21 protein-coding genes are annotated in these 15,944 nt (G+C 27.7%); 18 read left to right on the top strand and 3 right to left on the bottom strand.

What is annotated here, in order from left to right; genetic code table 4:
* The first annotated feature begins 53 nt into the window (after positions 1-53).
* The gene (locus E7Y35_RS02750) at positions 54-1,019 is read left to right on the top strand and encodes a CPBP family intramembrane glutamic endopeptidase (RefSeq protein ID WP_283272823.1); all 966 of its coding nucleotides are present in this window, start codon (positions 54-56) and stop codon (positions 1,017-1,019) included.
* Between the two features lie 36 nt (positions 1,020-1,055).
* On the opposite strand, the gene E7Y35_RS02745 is transcribed toward E7Y35_RS02750, so the two are convergent.
* The 3 genes from E7Y35_RS02745 to def all read right to left on the bottom strand — a co-directional run bounded on the left by E7Y35_RS02745 (position 1,056) and on the right by def (position 5,101).
* Positions 1,056-2,444 (bottom strand): alanine--tRNA ligase-related protein, encoded by a 1,389-nt coding sequence (locus E7Y35_RS02745; protein WP_283272822.1) that lies wholly within the window; start codon positions 2,442-2,444, stop codon positions 1,056-1,058.
* A 139-nt stretch (positions 2,445-2,583) separates the two neighbouring features.
* Positions 2,584-4,344, bottom strand: coding sequence for a ribonuclease J1 (gene rnjA, locus E7Y35_RS02740; RefSeq protein WP_283272821.1), 1,761 nt, complete (start codon positions 4,342-4,344; stop codon positions 2,584-2,586).
* A gap of 175 nt (positions 4,345-4,519) precedes the next feature.
* Positions 4,520-5,101, bottom strand: coding sequence for a peptide deformylase (def, locus tag E7Y35_RS02735; protein WP_283272820.1), 582 nt, complete (start codon positions 5,099-5,101; stop codon positions 4,520-4,522).
* Positions 5,102-5,181: 80 nt separating this feature from the next.
* Here def and rsmD point away from each other — a divergent pair, with 80 nt between their 5' ends.
* The 17 genes from rsmD to E7Y35_RS02650 all read left to right on the top strand — a co-directional run bounded on the left by rsmD (position 5,182) and on the right by E7Y35_RS02650 (position 15,869).
* Positions 5,182-5,754 (top strand): 16S rRNA (guanine(966)-N(2))-methyltransferase RsmD, encoded by a 573-nt coding sequence (gene rsmD, locus E7Y35_RS02730; RefSeq protein WP_502957517.1) that lies wholly within the window; start codon positions 5,182-5,184, stop codon positions 5,752-5,754.
* 1 nt (position 5,755) lies between these two features.
* Entirely contained in the window at positions 5,756-6,331 is a 576-nt protein-coding gene (gene gmk / locus E7Y35_RS02725; protein WP_283272818.1) for a guanylate kinase, read from the top strand.
* 23 nt (positions 6,332-6,354) lie between these two features.
* Positions 6,355-7,626: a 16S rRNA (cytosine(967)-C(5))-methyltransferase RsmB gene (gene rsmB, locus E7Y35_RS02720; protein WP_283272817.1), complete on the top strand. Its 1,272-nt coding sequence runs from the start codon at positions 6,355-6,357 to the stop codon at positions 7,624-7,626.
* A gap of 50 nt (positions 7,627-7,676) precedes the next feature.
* The gene (gene argS / locus E7Y35_RS02715) at positions 7,677-9,350 is read left to right on the top strand and encodes an arginine--tRNA ligase (RefSeq protein ID WP_283272816.1); all 1,674 of its coding nucleotides are present in this window, start codon (positions 7,677-7,679) and stop codon (positions 9,348-9,350) included.
* A gap of 45 nt (positions 9,351-9,395) precedes the next feature.
* Complete coding sequence (locus tag E7Y35_RS02710) at positions 9,396-10,910, top strand: hypothetical protein (RefSeq protein ID WP_283272815.1); 1,515 nt, start codon at positions 9,396-9,398, stop codon at positions 10,908-10,910.
* A gap of 90 nt (positions 10,911-11,000) precedes the next feature.
* The gene (locus E7Y35_RS02705; RefSeq protein WP_283272814.1) at positions 11,001-11,237 is read left to right on the top strand and encodes a hypothetical protein; all 237 of its coding nucleotides are present in this window, start codon (positions 11,001-11,003) and stop codon (positions 11,235-11,237) included.
* Between the two features lie 249 nt (positions 11,238-11,486).
* Positions 11,487-11,885 carry a hypothetical protein gene (locus E7Y35_RS02700; RefSeq protein ID WP_283272813.1) on the top strand — a complete coding sequence of 133 codons (399 nt, stop codon included), beginning with the start codon at positions 11,487-11,489 and terminating at the stop codon, positions 11,883-11,885.
* Entirely contained in the window at positions 11,876-12,208 is a 333-nt protein-coding gene (locus tag E7Y35_RS02695; RefSeq protein ID WP_283272812.1) for a hypothetical protein, read from the top strand. Before E7Y35_RS02700 ends, E7Y35_RS02695 begins: the two co-directional genes overlap by 10 nt.
* Positions 12,195-12,941, top strand: coding sequence for a DNA-methyltransferase (locus tag E7Y35_RS02690; protein WP_283272811.1), 747 nt, complete (start codon positions 12,195-12,197; stop codon positions 12,939-12,941). The genes E7Y35_RS02695 and E7Y35_RS02690 overlap by 14 nt, the downstream gene beginning before the upstream one ends.
* Before the next feature lie 129 nt (positions 12,942-13,070).
* Positions 13,071-13,448, top strand: a complete 378-nt coding sequence (locus E7Y35_RS02685; protein ID WP_283271868.1) for a hypothetical protein — start codon at positions 13,071-13,073, stop codon at positions 13,446-13,448.
* Positions 13,438-13,758, top strand: coding sequence for a hypothetical protein (locus tag E7Y35_RS02680; RefSeq protein WP_283272810.1), 321 nt, complete (start codon positions 13,438-13,440; stop codon positions 13,756-13,758). The genes E7Y35_RS02685 and E7Y35_RS02680 overlap by 11 nt, the downstream gene beginning before the upstream one ends.
* A complete protein-coding gene (locus E7Y35_RS02675; protein WP_283272809.1) occupies positions 13,730-13,972 on the top strand; it encodes a hypothetical protein in 243 nt (80 codons plus the stop codon). Before E7Y35_RS02680 ends, E7Y35_RS02675 begins: the two co-directional genes overlap by 29 nt.
* A 233-nt stretch (positions 13,973-14,205) precedes the next feature.
* Positions 14,206-14,523 carry a hypothetical protein gene (locus tag E7Y35_RS02670; RefSeq protein ID WP_283272808.1) on the top strand — a complete coding sequence of 106 codons (318 nt, stop codon included), beginning with the start codon at positions 14,206-14,208 and terminating at the stop codon, positions 14,521-14,523.
* Entirely contained in the window at positions 14,524-14,661 is a 138-nt protein-coding gene (locus E7Y35_RS02665) for a hypothetical protein (RefSeq protein WP_283271872.1), read from the top strand. It abuts the gene before it with no gap.
* Positions 14,649-15,098, top strand: coding sequence for a hypothetical protein (locus E7Y35_RS02660; protein WP_283272807.1), 450 nt, complete (start codon positions 14,649-14,651; stop codon positions 15,096-15,098). Before E7Y35_RS02665 ends, E7Y35_RS02660 begins: the two co-directional genes overlap by 13 nt.
* Entirely contained in the window at positions 15,079-15,546 is a 468-nt protein-coding gene (locus E7Y35_RS02655; protein ID WP_283272806.1) for a hypothetical protein, read from the top strand. Before E7Y35_RS02660 ends, E7Y35_RS02655 begins: the two co-directional genes overlap by 20 nt.
* 155 nt (positions 15,547-15,701) lie before the next feature.
* A complete protein-coding gene (locus E7Y35_RS02650) occupies positions 15,702-15,869 on the top strand; it encodes a hypothetical protein (RefSeq protein WP_283272805.1) in 168 nt (55 codons plus the stop codon).
* Positions 15,870-15,944: the final 75 nt, after the last annotated feature.

The raw sequence follows: 15,944 nt of genomic DNA, 5'->3' as shown, positions 1-15,944 counted from the left end.
TTTTGGTCAGAATCGGTATATAATAACAAATAAGGCTTAAAGGAGTAGTAAAAATGAATAATAATGAAAATACTTATAATAATTTTAAAAGACCATGATATGAATTAAAACCAACATTAGTTGATCGTGCTTCGCCATTTGATTTTAAGTTGGTTAATGTTCGTAATACTGGTTATATTTTTATAGGAACAGCAATCTTTGCTCCGTTTTTTATTAGTATTTTAATTTCATATTTATTTGCGCATAATCAATATTCTTTAGTTGGAATGAATTTTGTTAGTTGAATTATTGTCGCTGTTGGTTCTTATTTTGTTATTAATGGTGCGCAAAGTCAAATTATGCGTTCTGGCGCAATTGTGTTTTATTATTTTTATTTTATTCCGAATATTGTTGGTTTACTAATTGGTATCATTGCCAATCTATTTCAACCATCGGCTTCTGCTTTAACAACAATTAATTTATTAACAAGTTTAATTGCTGCTGTAGTAACGCTTTTAATTAGTTATAAAACTTCGCCGTTTATTTTTAAGAAAATTAAATTGACTTTTAAACAAGATTATCAACGATTACTACTAGTTAGTTTAGTTGCAATTATTGTGGTTTTTCTTTTTAATTTTGGTTTTGGTTGATTACAATCATTAATAACCTCAAGTTCATCAAAAAATCAAGATAGTTTAATTAAGGGTCTTGATAAGTGATGAAATGTTGTGATTTTGGTGATTTATACTGTTTTTGTTGCGCCAATTATTGAAGAGTTAGCTTGTCGTCATGGTATATTTAGTTTAAGGGGAAATAAATGAATTGGTTTTGTTGCTTCAACAATTTTCTTTGCTGGAATGCATGTTAGTTCAACTGGTGATTGAGAACATATTATTGGTTATTTGGGTGCAGCACTAGCGTTAGGAATGTTGTTTATTATTGTTAATGGGAATGTCACTTATAATATTATTGCCCATGGTGGTTTAAATCTTATTAGTACCATTTTAATTCTTACTTTGCCAGATTTATTAATTAAGTAATAAATATGAGTAATATAAATATATATTTTGGTCTTTTTATTTTGGCAATGTTGTTAATAAATGTTCTAAGAATGCATTAATTTCATTTTGATATGTAAAACTAATAAAAAATGGTGTGCCACCACCAACAATGCTGAAATGTGCTTTATTTGTTTGCAAGAAATTATTAAGATTAAATTCAGTTTCGTTCTTTTTGCTGAAACTAATAAAACCGTATTTTAAAGCGGTATTAACAAAAATAATTAAAGTATTTTGATATTCTTGTACATATTTATTTAATTTATTGCGAACTAATTCAAGTGTTATTTTCTCATCATTAATCATAATTTCGTGTGTTGTTAAGTTATGATTAACAGTAATTGCTTTAAAAGGAAAAGTAATTTCGTCAATTGTTTGCAATAATATTTTATATTTTGCTTTTGCTGTTTCATTTAACTCTTTTTCCAATTTTTCAATTTCAAGATTCAATTTATTTTTTTCAATTAAAGTTGTTGGAACAAGGAAATCAGGGATTACAAAAGTAAAGGTTGGGTCATAACCCTTAATTTTTTTTACGCTTTGTTCTAAAGCGGTTCTTTTCTGATTAATTCAATCAGTAAAGTATGCTTCGGTTGCTGTTTTATTCGTTGAAAATTGGATGCGAACTTTCTTTTTATCAACTCAACAATCTCAAATTTCAAAAAAATTAATTTCTTGTAAATTATTAACATGTGTACCACCGCACAAATCAATTGTTGCAGTCGGAAATTCAACCACCCGGACAATTGGATCATATTCAAAATTTGGATGGACTATTTTTAATTCTACTGCTTTAGCAAGTGGCATTTGATGCTCAATTTTGGCAATGTTATGGTTAATTAAATCAGTAACAATTTTATGACGAGCTGTCAAAACAATATCTAATCAATTATCAACTCTATTCATGGCCAATAACGCATAGTCAATCTTAATTTGAACTGAGTCTGTTATTTCACCATCATTTAAAATTTGTTCAATAGTATATGATAAGAGGTGTTGGGCAGTATGATTTTTAGTAAGTTTAATTCGCCGTTCTTCATCAATTTTTTGTTCTAACATGTCATTAAGTCTAACGGTTGTTCCTTGCGTGTCAACAAGATGTAGATATACTTTTTGATAGATTTGTTTATTAAGATCAAAGACGATAATTTTATTGTTGTCTTTTATTAAAACACCAGTATCTGAAATTTGTCCCCCACCAAGAGCATAAAAAACAGTATGATCAAAGGCAATAAAACCAACTCCGTTTAATTGTTCAACGGGATGACCAGTTTCATTGAAAAGTGCTAAAACAGTTCCGTTATCAGTTGTTTGTTGATATCCGTGAAATTTTGTTAAGGGAAGAGTGACTTTATTGTCTTGTTTTTTTAAGTTAGTTCATAATAATTCAATTTGTTCATTATTCATAATAATATCCTTTCTTAATATATTAATTAAAATTATATGTTATTTTATAAAATAAAACAAGAATAATTTAAAGAAGATAACTCTTAATTTGACAACTATTTTAGGATTTATCAAATTAAGAGTATTTTTAAGTATTCTTTTATTTTTTATTTAAAATTACAGGAATAATTAGCGGATTACGACGTTTATAACGGTAAATAAACGGTGATAGTGATTGTTTGATTGCATTCTTAAGAGCCCCAAAGGTTGGTTTTTGTGTTTTTAAAACTTCATTAACTGCTTCAGTTGCTAATCGAATTGATTCATTTATAATGTTCCCTGATTCTTTAACATAGAAACTTCCGCGTGAAATAATTCGGGGTGGGGTTAATAACTGATTATTTTGTGAATCAATTGAAATTACAACAGCAATTAAGCCATCTTTTGATAAAATCTCACGGTCACGAACAACAGCTGTTGTTTGACCAGACAAGTCTTTTCCATCAACATAAACTGCTTCAGCTTCAATTCGTTTACCAATGGCTGCCGTTCCATTTAACAACTCAATTTGATCACCATTAGCACAAATAAAAACGTTTTCTTTAGGAACATTAACACTACTTGCTGTTTCACCGTGCTGGCGTAACATTCGATAATCTCCGTGCATTGGTATAAAGTATTTTGGTTTTAATAGTGTAAATAATAATTTTTGTTCTTCTTGCGAAGCATGCCCTGAAGTATGAATCTGGTTCAAAGGACTATTTTCTTGTACAATTGCACCAGCACGAACCAATTTATTAATAACACGTTCCACATCAGCTTGATTACCAGGAATTGGTGAGGATGAAAAAATAACAGTATCACCAGGAGTAATTGAAATATGTTGATGTTGATTATTTGCAATTCTTGATAAAGCAGCCATAGGCTCACCCTGACTTCCAGTACAAATAATTAAAATCTCATTGTCTTTATAATTTTTAGCATCATTAGCTTTAATAAAAGCTTTATCAGAGATTTTTAAATGTCCCATTTGGCGGATAATTTTAATAATTCGATCTAAACTTCTTCCGAAAACTAAAATTTTGCGACCATATTTATTAGCAATTTCAACAATATGTTGAATTCGGTGAACATTTGAAGCAAAAGTTGAAATTAAGATTCGTCCTTTTGCTTTCACAAATAATTCGGCAATATTTTTAATAATTTTTGTTTCAGTTTGAGTATATCCTTCAACTTCAGCATTTGTACTGTCTGCCATTAGTAACATAACACCTTCTTGCCCCATATTTGCCATTCGTTCAATATCAGAACGATGTCCTAATGGTGTTCAGTCAAATTTATAGTCTCCTGTTGAGACTACTTTTCCATTTGGGGTAACAACTGAAATTCCAAAGGCATCAGGAATACTATGGTTAACAGCAAAAAAGTTAATTTTAAAGTTTTTAGTTTTAATAACACTCATATTGTCAACTTCTTTAACAATAGTGGTTTGCTCTAACTTTGCTTCTTTTAATCGGTCACGAATTAAAGCAGCAGCTAACCGAGGGGCATAAATGATTGGAATTGTCACTTCTCTTAATAAGTAGGGAATTCCGCCAATATGATCCTCATGACCATGTGTAATAAATAGCGCTTTTATTTTTCGCTGATTTTCTTTCAAATAATTGTAATTTGGAATAACAGCATCTACTCCAAGCATTGTTGAACTAGGGAATTTAACTCCAGCATCAAGTATGATTAACTCTTCATCATGTTCAATACAGTATGTATTTTTACCAACTTCTTCTAAACCTCCTAAGGCAAAGACCTTTGTTGGAAACTTGTTTTTAATAATATTTGGTGCTGTTGTTTTTTGTATTATACTAGCTGGTTTTGTAGTTGTTGTTTTATTTTTATTGATTTCTTTGTTTTCTTCATTCATTGAAATTATCACCTCATAATTCTAAAAATTTATAGTTTTTTCTTTATTAAATTTATTATTTAATATTATTAAAAAGAAAAAAAGTTAATTTCCTAGTATCCAAAAAATTATAACACAAAGATTAATAAGTTTACAAAAAAAATACTTTTTCTCAAAAAAGTTAAAAGTTATTAATTTATAAAATAATTCAAGCAGAATTCTTCAGTCACGGATTTTTTTTATTAATTAAATCATAATATAATTTACCTTCTAAATGTTCTTGTTCATGTTGAAAAACAATTGCTTCATAGCTCCGAACGGTAAGTGTTACTTGCTGTTGTTTTAAATAGTCATATCCATCAATGATAATTCGAAAACTACGCGGAACTAAACCTTCTTTATCGCCATCAACACTTAAACAACCTTCACCTTCTTCAATACAAGCTAATTGTGCACTTTTACCAATAATTGTTGGATTAATCATTGCATGTTCAATTACTTTTTTGACTCCAGTTTCATTATCAGTATCTTCAATTCTAATATAATACATCTTAATATTATGCCCAATTTGTGGAGCAGCAAGACCAACGGCTGGTCTAATTACTTGTTTGTCATTTTTTTGTGGGTCTTGTGAGTATCGAACAAAATCAATTAGTTTTTGCATAACAAGTTCATTTTCAGGCGATAATGGAAAAGAAACATCACTTGATGATTGTCGAATTGATGGTGTATCATCAAATACTAACCAGTTCTTATTTGGAATTTCATTCTGCAACACTAAAAATCACCTCTTAGAAAATTATAACATATACCATAATTATTAAAGAAATTTAGTATAATAAAAAAGATAGAAAAGGGATTAAAAGGATGCGCGTAATTAGGGGGAAATATAAGGGTTATCAAATTAAAACATTAGAAGGAATGAATACTCGCCCAATGACGGCACGAGTTAAAGAAGATATGTTTAATATTTTAGATAACTATTTTATTTATGAAACTAAAACTGGTTTAGATATTTTTGCTGGGAGTGGACAGTTGGGAATTGAAGGTTTATCACGCGGGCTGCAACAATGTTATTTTAATGATTTTCATCAAGGCGCTTTTCAGGTGATTACAGAAAATCTTCAGAATCTAAAAATTGAAAACGGTAGAGTATTGCAGTATGACTATAATGTGTTATTAAATTGAATGATTCAAAATAAAATAACAATTGATATTTTATTTTTAGACCCCCCATTTAAGCAAATTCAATATTATTATGATATTATTACTACAATATTGAAAAACAATATTATAAATAACTATGGAATAATAGTTTGTGAATCAAATCAAGAACTATCATTTGTTCAATTTGACTTAGTGATGTTACGTTATAAAAAATATAAAAAAAAGTATTTATATATACTACGTTTAGAAAAAGGAGAAAATTAATGTGCAAAAAACAGGGTTTTTAATTATCTTCTCTGGCCCATCAGGAGTTGGGAAAGGAACAATTTGCCAGGAGCTTTTTAAATATGAAGAATTAAATTTAGCCTATTCAGTTTCAATGACAACAAGGGAAAAGAGGCCTGATGAAATTGATGGAGTAAATTATTTCTTTGTTGATCGGTTGACCTTTGAAAATGCAATTAAAAATGATGAATTGTTAGAGTATGCAGAATTTGTTGGGAATTATTATGGAACACCAAAATCATATTGTATTAAGCAAATTGAGAATGGAAAGAATGTTTTATTAGAAATTGAAGTCCAGGGAGCAACACAAGTGTTAGAAAAAATAACTGATGCTGTCTCAATCTTTTTAATTCCGCCAAGTTTAGAAGAATTAGAGAAACGAATTCGTGGACGGAAAAGTGAACCCGAATCCGTTCTTCAGGCCCGGTTAGCAAAAGCAGCTGATGAACTTCCGCTACAAAGTAATTATAATTATGTTGTTGTGAATAATACCGTTGATCAAGCAGTGGCAGAAATTAAAACAATTTTAGAGCAAGAAATTGCTAATCGTTTATAAGTTTAACTAAAGGTGGTTAAGGTATGCGAGCGAGAGAATTAGCCTGGGATATTCTGTGGAAAGTTTTTGCAAAAAATAAATTTAGTAATCATTTATTAGCAAAAACAATTGAACTAAACGCCAGTTTTACTGATCAGGATAAAACCTTAATTTATCGAATTGTTTACGGCACGCTTAAAAACAAATTATATTTAGAATATATTGCTAATCAATTTATTGATAATAGAAAAACTACTCAAAAACTACAAGTCATTTTATGAATGAGCATTTATCAATTTCGTTTCTTAGATCGAATTCCAAATTATGCTATTGTTAATGAAGCAGTTGACATTGCAAAAAAACTTAACCCAAAATATGCGGGGTTTATTAATGCTACTTTAAAGAAAATCTTTGAAAGTAGTGAAGATATTTTTGAAATTAAACTTGTTGATGAAACAAAAAAGTTAAGTATTAAATATAGTTTTCCTTCGTCATTATATTTAGTTCTGCGTAATGAATATAATGAGGAAGTTGCTCAAAAAGTAATGGAAGACAATTTAAGAATTCCAAAAATTGCTTTTCGTGTTAATACATTGAAAATTACGCGTGATGAATTATTAGTAAAATATGCTGATTATAATTTGTCAAAAAGTTTGGTTTCACCAGTTGGAGTTATTGCTGAAAAACCCGTTGTTAATTCAGAAATGTTTGAAAATGGTCTGATTTTTATTCAAGATGAAATGAGTATGCGAATTGCGGAAGTGTTAGACCCTCAAGAAACTGACCGTATCTTAGATATGTGTAGTGCTCCGGGTGGCAAAACGACACATTTAAGTCAGTTAATGAATAATAAGGGTATTATTGATGCTTATGATATTAGTGAAAAGAAACTTACTTTAATTAAAAATAATGCGAAACGATTAGGAATTACTAATATTCATCCTCATTTATTAGATGCTAGAAAAATTAATTTATCAGTTCAATATGATAAAATTTTATGTGACGCACCATGTAGTGGACTTGGTGTTATTAAACGAAAACCAGAAATTAAGTATCATACGTTTACAAATCAAAAATTAGCTAATTTAGTAGAAATCCAAGAACAATTATTAGAAAAAGCTTATGAATTATTAAAGCCAGGAGGTATTTTAGTTTATTCTACTTGTACATTTGAAGTATACGAAAATAGATTACAAATTAGAAATTTTTTAGCAAAATATAATGATTTAGAGGTAATTACAGCGGAACAAACTTTTGGTTATGAAAATAATACTGATGGATTTTATTATTGTAAAATTAGAAAAAAAGATAAGTAATTATAAAAAGTATGTAAAATATATATAAGAATAAGAAAGGAAGCAGAGTTATGAATACGAACGTTAAACTAATTGAAGATCTTTTACAGCAATATTTAAAGGCCCATAATTTAACTAAAGAAGTGATGATTGAAAAACCACGTCAAGAGGGGTTTGGAAATTTATCAACAAATCTGGCTTTGTTATTAGCAAAGGATCTAAAAAAAGCACCACACAAGATTGCAGAAGAAATTATTACTTTTATTGAAAAAAATAATAAAACTTATTTTAAGAAAATTGAAATTGCTGGGGCCGGATTTATTAATTTTACATTAGCTGATGAACAATTACATCGTATTATTAATGATGTTCTAAAGTTACAAAAAAAATATGGTCATTCAGCACCAAAAGATTTTATTTATAATTTAGAAATTGTGTCAGCAAACCCAACCGGGTTTTTACATATTGGCCATGCACGGAACGGGGCAATTGGAGATAGTGTTGCGCGGATTTTACGGGCAGCTGGTTATAAAGTTCAAACGGAATATTATGTTAATGATGCAGGTAATCAAATTAATAATTTAGCGGTGACTGTTTTTGTTAGTTATTTAAATTTACTAGGCAAAAAAACTGAATTGCCACCAGAAGCATATCGTGGTGATATGTATGATGAAGTAGCACAATATTTTGTTGATCATTATCAAGATAAGTTTATTGATTTAACTTTTAGTGAAGATTATAAACTTAGCGATCCAGAAGTGCACGAAATGTTTCGTAAGAAATCGGTTGATTTATTTTTAGATATTATTAAAAAGCAATTAAAATTATTTCGTGTTGATATTGAATATTATTCATCAGAAGCTTCGATGTATGAAGGTGGTAAAATTCAAGCAACATTAGAGCAATATGCTAAATTAAATAAAACATATCATCAAGAGGGGGCATTATGATTAAAGACGACTGATTTTGGTGATGATAAAGATCGTGTTTTAGTTAAATCAAATGGTGATTTAACATATATTACACCTGATTTAGCTGCACATAATGAACGTTTAATGCGAACAAAAGCTGATAAATTAGTTAATTTTTGAGGTGGTGATCACCATGGATATATTATTCGAATGTTAGCTGGTTTACAATTATTAGGTTACAAAAAAGATATTTTAGACATTGATATGATCCAAATGGTGCGTTTAATTAAAGATGGCGCTGAATATAAAATGAGTAAACGAAAAGGAACGGCAGTTTGATTAATTGATTTAATTGAAGAAATTGGGGTTGATCCAATTCGTTATATGTTAGTTTCAAAAAGTGCCCAAAGTCATATGGATTTAGATATTGGAGTTCTAAAAGAACATTCGTCAAAAAATCCTGTTTATTATGCACAATATGCCACAGCACGTTGTAATAGTGTTTTACAACAAGCTAAAGTTAATGATATTAAAATTGATGATGTTAAAACTTTTGAGTTATTAACATCACAAAAAGAATTAGATCTTTTAAATGATATTGATTTGTTTAATCGTTGTATTGAAGGGGCAGCAAAGTTGCGTCAGCCGCATCTAATTTGTGATTATTTACAAAATATTGCGCGTCAATTCCATTCATATTATAATGAATCAAAAGTTATTAATTTAGATAACTTAGAATTAACAAAACAACGTTTAGTTTTTATTAAAGTAATTTATCAAATCTTAGCAAATGCCTTTAATTTATTAGGGGTTAATGTTATTGAACAGATGTAAATTAAGTTGTGCTATAATTTATCATAGAAGAAAGAGGGTCTAGGCATGTTAAAGAATAATTGAGATGTTTTTCTATTTAATCCGTTAATGTTATTATTGTTATTTGTTCTTTACATTTTAATTTTAGCAAAAAACATTAAGATTAAACATGCTAGCCAGAAAGCATTTTTTGTTCAAACTTTTTTATATTGATTCGCTTTATCTACAATTATTGGGGATAATTTTGAATTTAGGAATTTATTTTTCACAGCTTCAATTAACAATTTTGAAGGAGTTGCCTTAATTGCAGTTACTTCTCTTTCATTTTATGCTTTTTTAGCAATGATTCCTTATGTTTTTTTACATAAGGTTTTTTCTCGTGTTGGTTGGCATTTTGTCCAATATGGACTTTTTGCCGGGTCTATGTTAGGCATTGTTATTTTAATTGCTTATCCCTCGTTACCAACTTTAATTATTGCAGCGATTTTTTTAGGATTTGGAATTGTTAGCAAAGCTAGTTATTTTTTATCATATAATGAAGTTTATGGACGCAAGTTTTTTCCGTTTAAAACTGTTAGTTTAATTGCTCCGCTAATGACATTTGCCCTTATTTTTGGAAGTGAGTTTAATAATTTAGTTACAACAAGAGGTAGTGGTTTATCTAATCATTTACAAATTGTAATTATTGGGGTGATTGCCATTTGTGCTATTGGAATCGCAGCACTGTTATATTCGTTATTTTCACATAAAGAATTTACTTCGCAACCTTTTACAATTGAACAACAAAAAATGTTTGAACCATTTAAATGAAAAAAAGTTTTAATTATCTTTTTTATGTTTCTTTTAATTATTGCCTTAAAAGAACTATCCCAATCAAATATTTATATTTGATTATTAGGCCAGCGGACTTGGGAAAAGTACCATGATGTTTGAAAAGTTAACCAATTTGTTCATTTGAATGAGCAACTGTTTTTAATTCCGCAATTTTTTGGTGCTTATTTAGCATGTCATTTACTTTATAATAAAATTGGTGTTAAATATTGTTTTGGCTTAGGATTATTATTATGGTTCGTGTTCTTTAGTGTTGCTGCTTTTAATCATTCGCCAGATGCTTATTTGTTTTTACAAGTAATTAATGGTTTAGCTTATTCAATGTGCTTTAGTATTCTATTTGCAATGACTTGTGAATGAAAATATCGTTCTCCAACCAATCAACCAATTGTGGCCCAATTTCAATTATTATGGTTTGGAGTTGAGTTTATTACAAAATTCTTTGATGACTTTGCACGGGATAAAAAGATTGGGATATTTAGTAGTTATATTCCGGGGCAAAACTATATTCCAGTTGATAATTTTGCTGGTCAAATTGATAATATTACAACAATAATTTTTACAATTTGTGCATCGACTGTGCTAGTTATTCTGTTAATATTTTATTATACTTCAGACCTAATTTTAGCTGAATATCGTAATCATTTACGATTGCTAGTTCCTAAAATTAACTTATTGTTACGAGAAAGTTTTATTAGCCGTGTAAAATCAAATATGGCGATTGAGGCAGATGAAAAAAATAAAAGTTAACATAATATTATAAATTATTCTTTGGTTTAAGAAGTATTGTTTTTATCTTTTTAAAAGGAGTGCATAATGAGAAAAATAATGAAGTTTATAATGGCTCTGCAAATAATTATTTCTTCAGCTAGTTTTTTAACAGCTTGTTTAAAAAAATACCATTATATGAGTAATATTTGAGTTATTAGTAGTAGCACCATTAATGATAAATCTTTTAATCAGTCAGCATGAGAAGGAGCTAGTAAATATATTGTTTCACAGTTCGAACGACCTGTTCGGGTGAGTAAAAAAGATACGGGTTTTTCCGAAAAGGAAGGATCCGTTTTTATTTGTTAAAAATAAGCTTGTTTATTATACATTTAATTAATTTGTTGGAATAGTAGGTTATTCCACTGAGACAAATCGTTTTCAGTGTTTTTTCTACCCCAACATGTTAATTAACATGTTAATTAACAAGTTAAAAAATTAGTTAAATAATATGTCTAATAACATGTTATCTAACATGTTAAAAAACACTCTATTTTTTAACTTAGACTGGAGGTTTTAAAAATTGCAGATTATAAACAAAAACTAGTATATGTTTATATGAACCATAACTACGTCAGAGACTGAAAATATGATACGTTTAATTGTAAAAATTGCATATCGCCAAAAACTTATGGTTCCAGTTGATTACAACCAAAAAAATTAATTTGGCCGGGAAAATTTCCTAACCAGGTAAGATTAGGAATCTATCCAAATCAACTTTACGAAGAATTTACTTTTAAGAATAATAAGAAAATTATTACCTCACATATTTTAGGTTCTGAATTAATAGAACTAATAGAAAAACAAGCAAGGGGTAATCAATCAGTTTATTTGCGTCAGACAAATGATTTGGAAAAAGAAAGTCAATTAAGTTATTCAGAAGATAATAACAAAAGTGCAATAAATACTGATTTTAATATAAGTTTTAGTGATGAGGATGGAACAAAATGGGATTAGTTAAAAATTTATTGTATGCAATATATGACGTAAATGATGATTTAGTAGGTATATATGAATCAGTTGAGGAAGTAGTAATTAATTACTATAAAGTTGATCCGGATAACCCACTTTTTGAAATTAAAAAAATATGTTCATCAAGTTGTTTATCGCACAAAAACAATCACATACACAAAGCATTAAAATTTATTGTTATAAGGAGGAATAAGAATGGAATCAAAACATTATTTTTGGTTAAAGGCATTAGCAAAAAATATAAGGATGATGAAATTATTTCTAAATTAGAAACTATTAGAAAAGAATTAGAAGATGACGGATGTTAATCATAAAACTTTGTTAGGCGAATTATATTTAGGTGATTCAAAAGACTTAATTAAAAATATACCTGATAATTCAGTAGATTTAATTTTAACCGATCCTCCATATTTTTATGAAAGTATTAATAATAAGAAAAAATATGAATCAAAATCAAAAGTAAATGCCGTATTTAATAAATTAAATGATGATTTAAATTTAATACAAGCAAATAAAAATATTGATATTGATTTTTACTTAAATGAATTTAAAAGAATTTCAAAAAAACAACTATTTTTAATTTGAATGAATAAAGAACAAATATTTTATTATATAAAATGAGTAAAAGAAAATGGATATTATTTTGATTTTTATATTTGAGAAAAATTAAATCCGTTACCATCTAATAATTTTATTTATCAGGATAAAGAATTTTGTATTGTTATTTATAAATATGATTGAAATATGCGTGTTCCTAATTATTTAACTGAATATGAAAACAAGAAAACATTTTTTCATAGTCCAATCGGCCAAGAATCAAATGGACATCCTACGCCAAAGCCTATTAAGGATATAGAATTTTTAATTCGTAAATTTTCAGAGAAAGGTGATATTGTATTTGATCCATTTATGGGGAGCGGTACTACTGCAGTTGCTTGTGAAAATTTAGGCCGTAAGTGATTAGGAATTGAAATTATTCCTAAATATTTTGAAATTGCAAAAAATAGAACCACAAACATACAACAAAGATTATTTGAATAGTGAAAATAAAAATTAAATGTTGTTATTGCAATAAAAATATTAATCACGGAAATATTGTAAATAAAAATAATAAGAAATTACATTATTTATGTTATAAGAAATTATTAAAAATTAGAAAGGAAAATAAAAATGAAAATTAAAGTAACGAGAATAATGCGAGGTACTGAACGACCTGTACATAATTTTGAAATAGAAACTAATTTAATAACAGCCTATTTTCCAAATCCATATGGATTTGATGAAACATTAATAATGCTTAAACCTTTTGGAAATAATCCAATAAGTGTTTTAGAAACAATAGAAGAGTTAGAATCTAAAATAAATGGAACATTTAAACCAACTCATTATGTAATTATGAGAACTTATAGTAATGGGATTAAAGAACATGGTATTTATAATTTAGATCAAAAATTAGAAGCGGAAAAAGAATGTCAAGAACAAAACAAATTTGGTCGTTTTAACTACTGAATTGAACCAAGAATTTTAAAGGTATCGTATGAAAATTAATTTAGATATTAAAAAAGAAGATATTGTAATTGAAACACCGAAAAAATTAGGTGGAGATATCATTACAAATCCGCATTGACATATAAAAGCATTATTAGGCCATGAATGGCCTTTAATTGAAAGATTAGATGAGTATTCAAATTGTAAAGAATGTGAATTAACATTTAAAGTAAAAGTTAAAGTTCAAACTGAATTTGGAGAACAAGAAATAAAAATTGCTGTTCCATACGAAAAAATTAGACCAGTAATAGAAGAGTACTCAAAGGAGGAACAAATAAAAAATGAAGGTAAGAAAATATGCACTAAATAATAAATATATTTATGTAACAAAAGATTTTGACGGGTCAAAATATATATTGGCTAATATTTTATGTAAAAATAAAAATAATGATAAATATATTACTAATTATCAATACTATGGTTGTGAAATATTATTTTGTAAGGAATTTGCAATTATTATTAATTCTGAAAATAGAAAAGTATGTGAAAAACATTTAGAGAAGGGGAAAAATGAAAAAAGTTAAATGCAAAGTATGTAATAAAAAATTTCAAATACATTGGAGTTCAGTATCATACGCTTGTTCAGATAAATGTTGAGAATTATTGAAAGGAAAATAATTTATGTTAAATATTAAATCAGTAAGGGAAATATCAGGAAAAACTTATTGCAAATGTTGTGAAAAAGTTCTTTGTTATTGTAATTGTAAATGAGATAAAGAGCAAGTCTGCAAATTGCATGGGAAGAAGGTAGAATATTATGTCAAAAAATAGTTATAAAATTATTCATAAAGGTAAAACTGTTCAGGATATATTAGAATATCAAAAAAAATCTATTCGCTTATGAAATGATGAAAAAACTATAACATTTTGGAAAGATAAATTTGATGATTTTGCAGATGAAGTATTAAACAGACATCAACAAGAAATTGAAAATGCAAATGTCTTAGAAAATATTAATAGACTTGTTTGGCAGACTAACGTTGCAGGGGAAATTATATTTTATGGTAAATTAGATTATGAAATTCAAGATAAAGGTAAGACACTAAAAATATTTGAAACAAAGGAGAATGATTAAATGGAAAATAAAGAACTATTAGAACAATTAGTATTGTGCAGAAAATTAATTGTTTTGCAGTGTGAGTATATTAAAAAAATGGAAGATGAGAAAAATACAAATATTACTCAAAAATTAGTTGAGTCATGAAACAAATAAATTTCATAATTTCTATCGATCCTGCAGGAATTGGTAAAACAGGAATAATAATTTATGATGTTAATCAAAAATGTATTTGTCAGCATACTACTATTGAATCAAAGTCAGATGAAAATGCTGTAGAAAATATTAATAATTGGATTGATAAATTATTGGATATAAAAGATGTGTTAGTTATAATTGAAAATTTTCAAATTCGGCCAAATTTTAAAATTAAAAATGTTTTATCAACTCCATTATGTATTGGTGGATTAAAAACTCTATTTAAATACAAGTTTAATTGGCCCATTGTTCTGCAAGAACCAAATGTTAGAGGTACAATTACAACAAGGTATAAAGGAAATATTAAAATGTCAGAGCATGAATTAGATGCTTGAAAACATTTACAATATTTCTTAAAAAAGGAGTTGGATAGGGATGCCAAGAGTTCAAAGTAACTTAGTAAATAAAAATATCAAGTCATCAATAAAAAAGAAACCAGTTATTAAAAAAGCTACTAATCCTAGTGTTAAAAAAAATGTAGTAAAAAAAGAAGAAATAGAAAAAAAGCGAGAATGAATTAATAAACTAATAATTGATGTTAAAATTCATTCTGATCCAGTAAAAACTAAGATTGTAGCCAAGACAGCCGGTGGTGTGGAAATAGATGCAGGTTCTGCAGGATGTAGTTGATTTGGAATGAATTATAGTACTTTATCAGTATATGAATCTATATTATTAACTGAATTCTTAAAACTTAAAAAAGATGATGAAATTAGAGTAACTGGTAGTATTTGAAATACATTAAATAGAATGACAAAAAAGTACTTTCATTGTATTAGAGTTGAAAGTTTTGAAATTATTAAAAAAGTTCCAAGAACTCGCACCAAAAATAATCAAAAATAAAATCATAATATATAATTTTAACAGTAGCAGTAATGTTACACCCTAAACGAAACGACTTCTCTAAATCAGGAGTTTTTATAGAAAATGCAGATTGTGTTCTGCATTTTTTCTTTTTGCATTATACAATCATCATTGAAAAAGGAGGAATTCAAAATATGGCAATTAGATATGTTTTAGTTAACGATAATAATGAAGCAGTTGTGAATGAGGATGGTAGTTTAGCAATCCAAACAGCAGAATTTGTTTTTGCAACACAAGATGAATTAGATGCACATAATGCAGAATTATTAAAAGTTAAAGCAGAACAAGAAAAAAAGAATTAGTGAATTAGTATCCATTTCTGAAAAACAAGCAGAAGAATTAAAGCAAATTGATATTAATAACTATATTAATTCTTT

The organism is Spiroplasma sp. SV19 (genome assembly GCF_030060925.1).
Taxonomy (GTDB): domain Bacteria; phylum Bacillota_I; class Bacilli_A; order Mycoplasmatales; family Mycoplasmataceae; genus Spiroplasma.
Note: the sequence above shows the minus strand (reverse complement) of the source record. Positions and strands in the feature narration are given on the sequence as shown.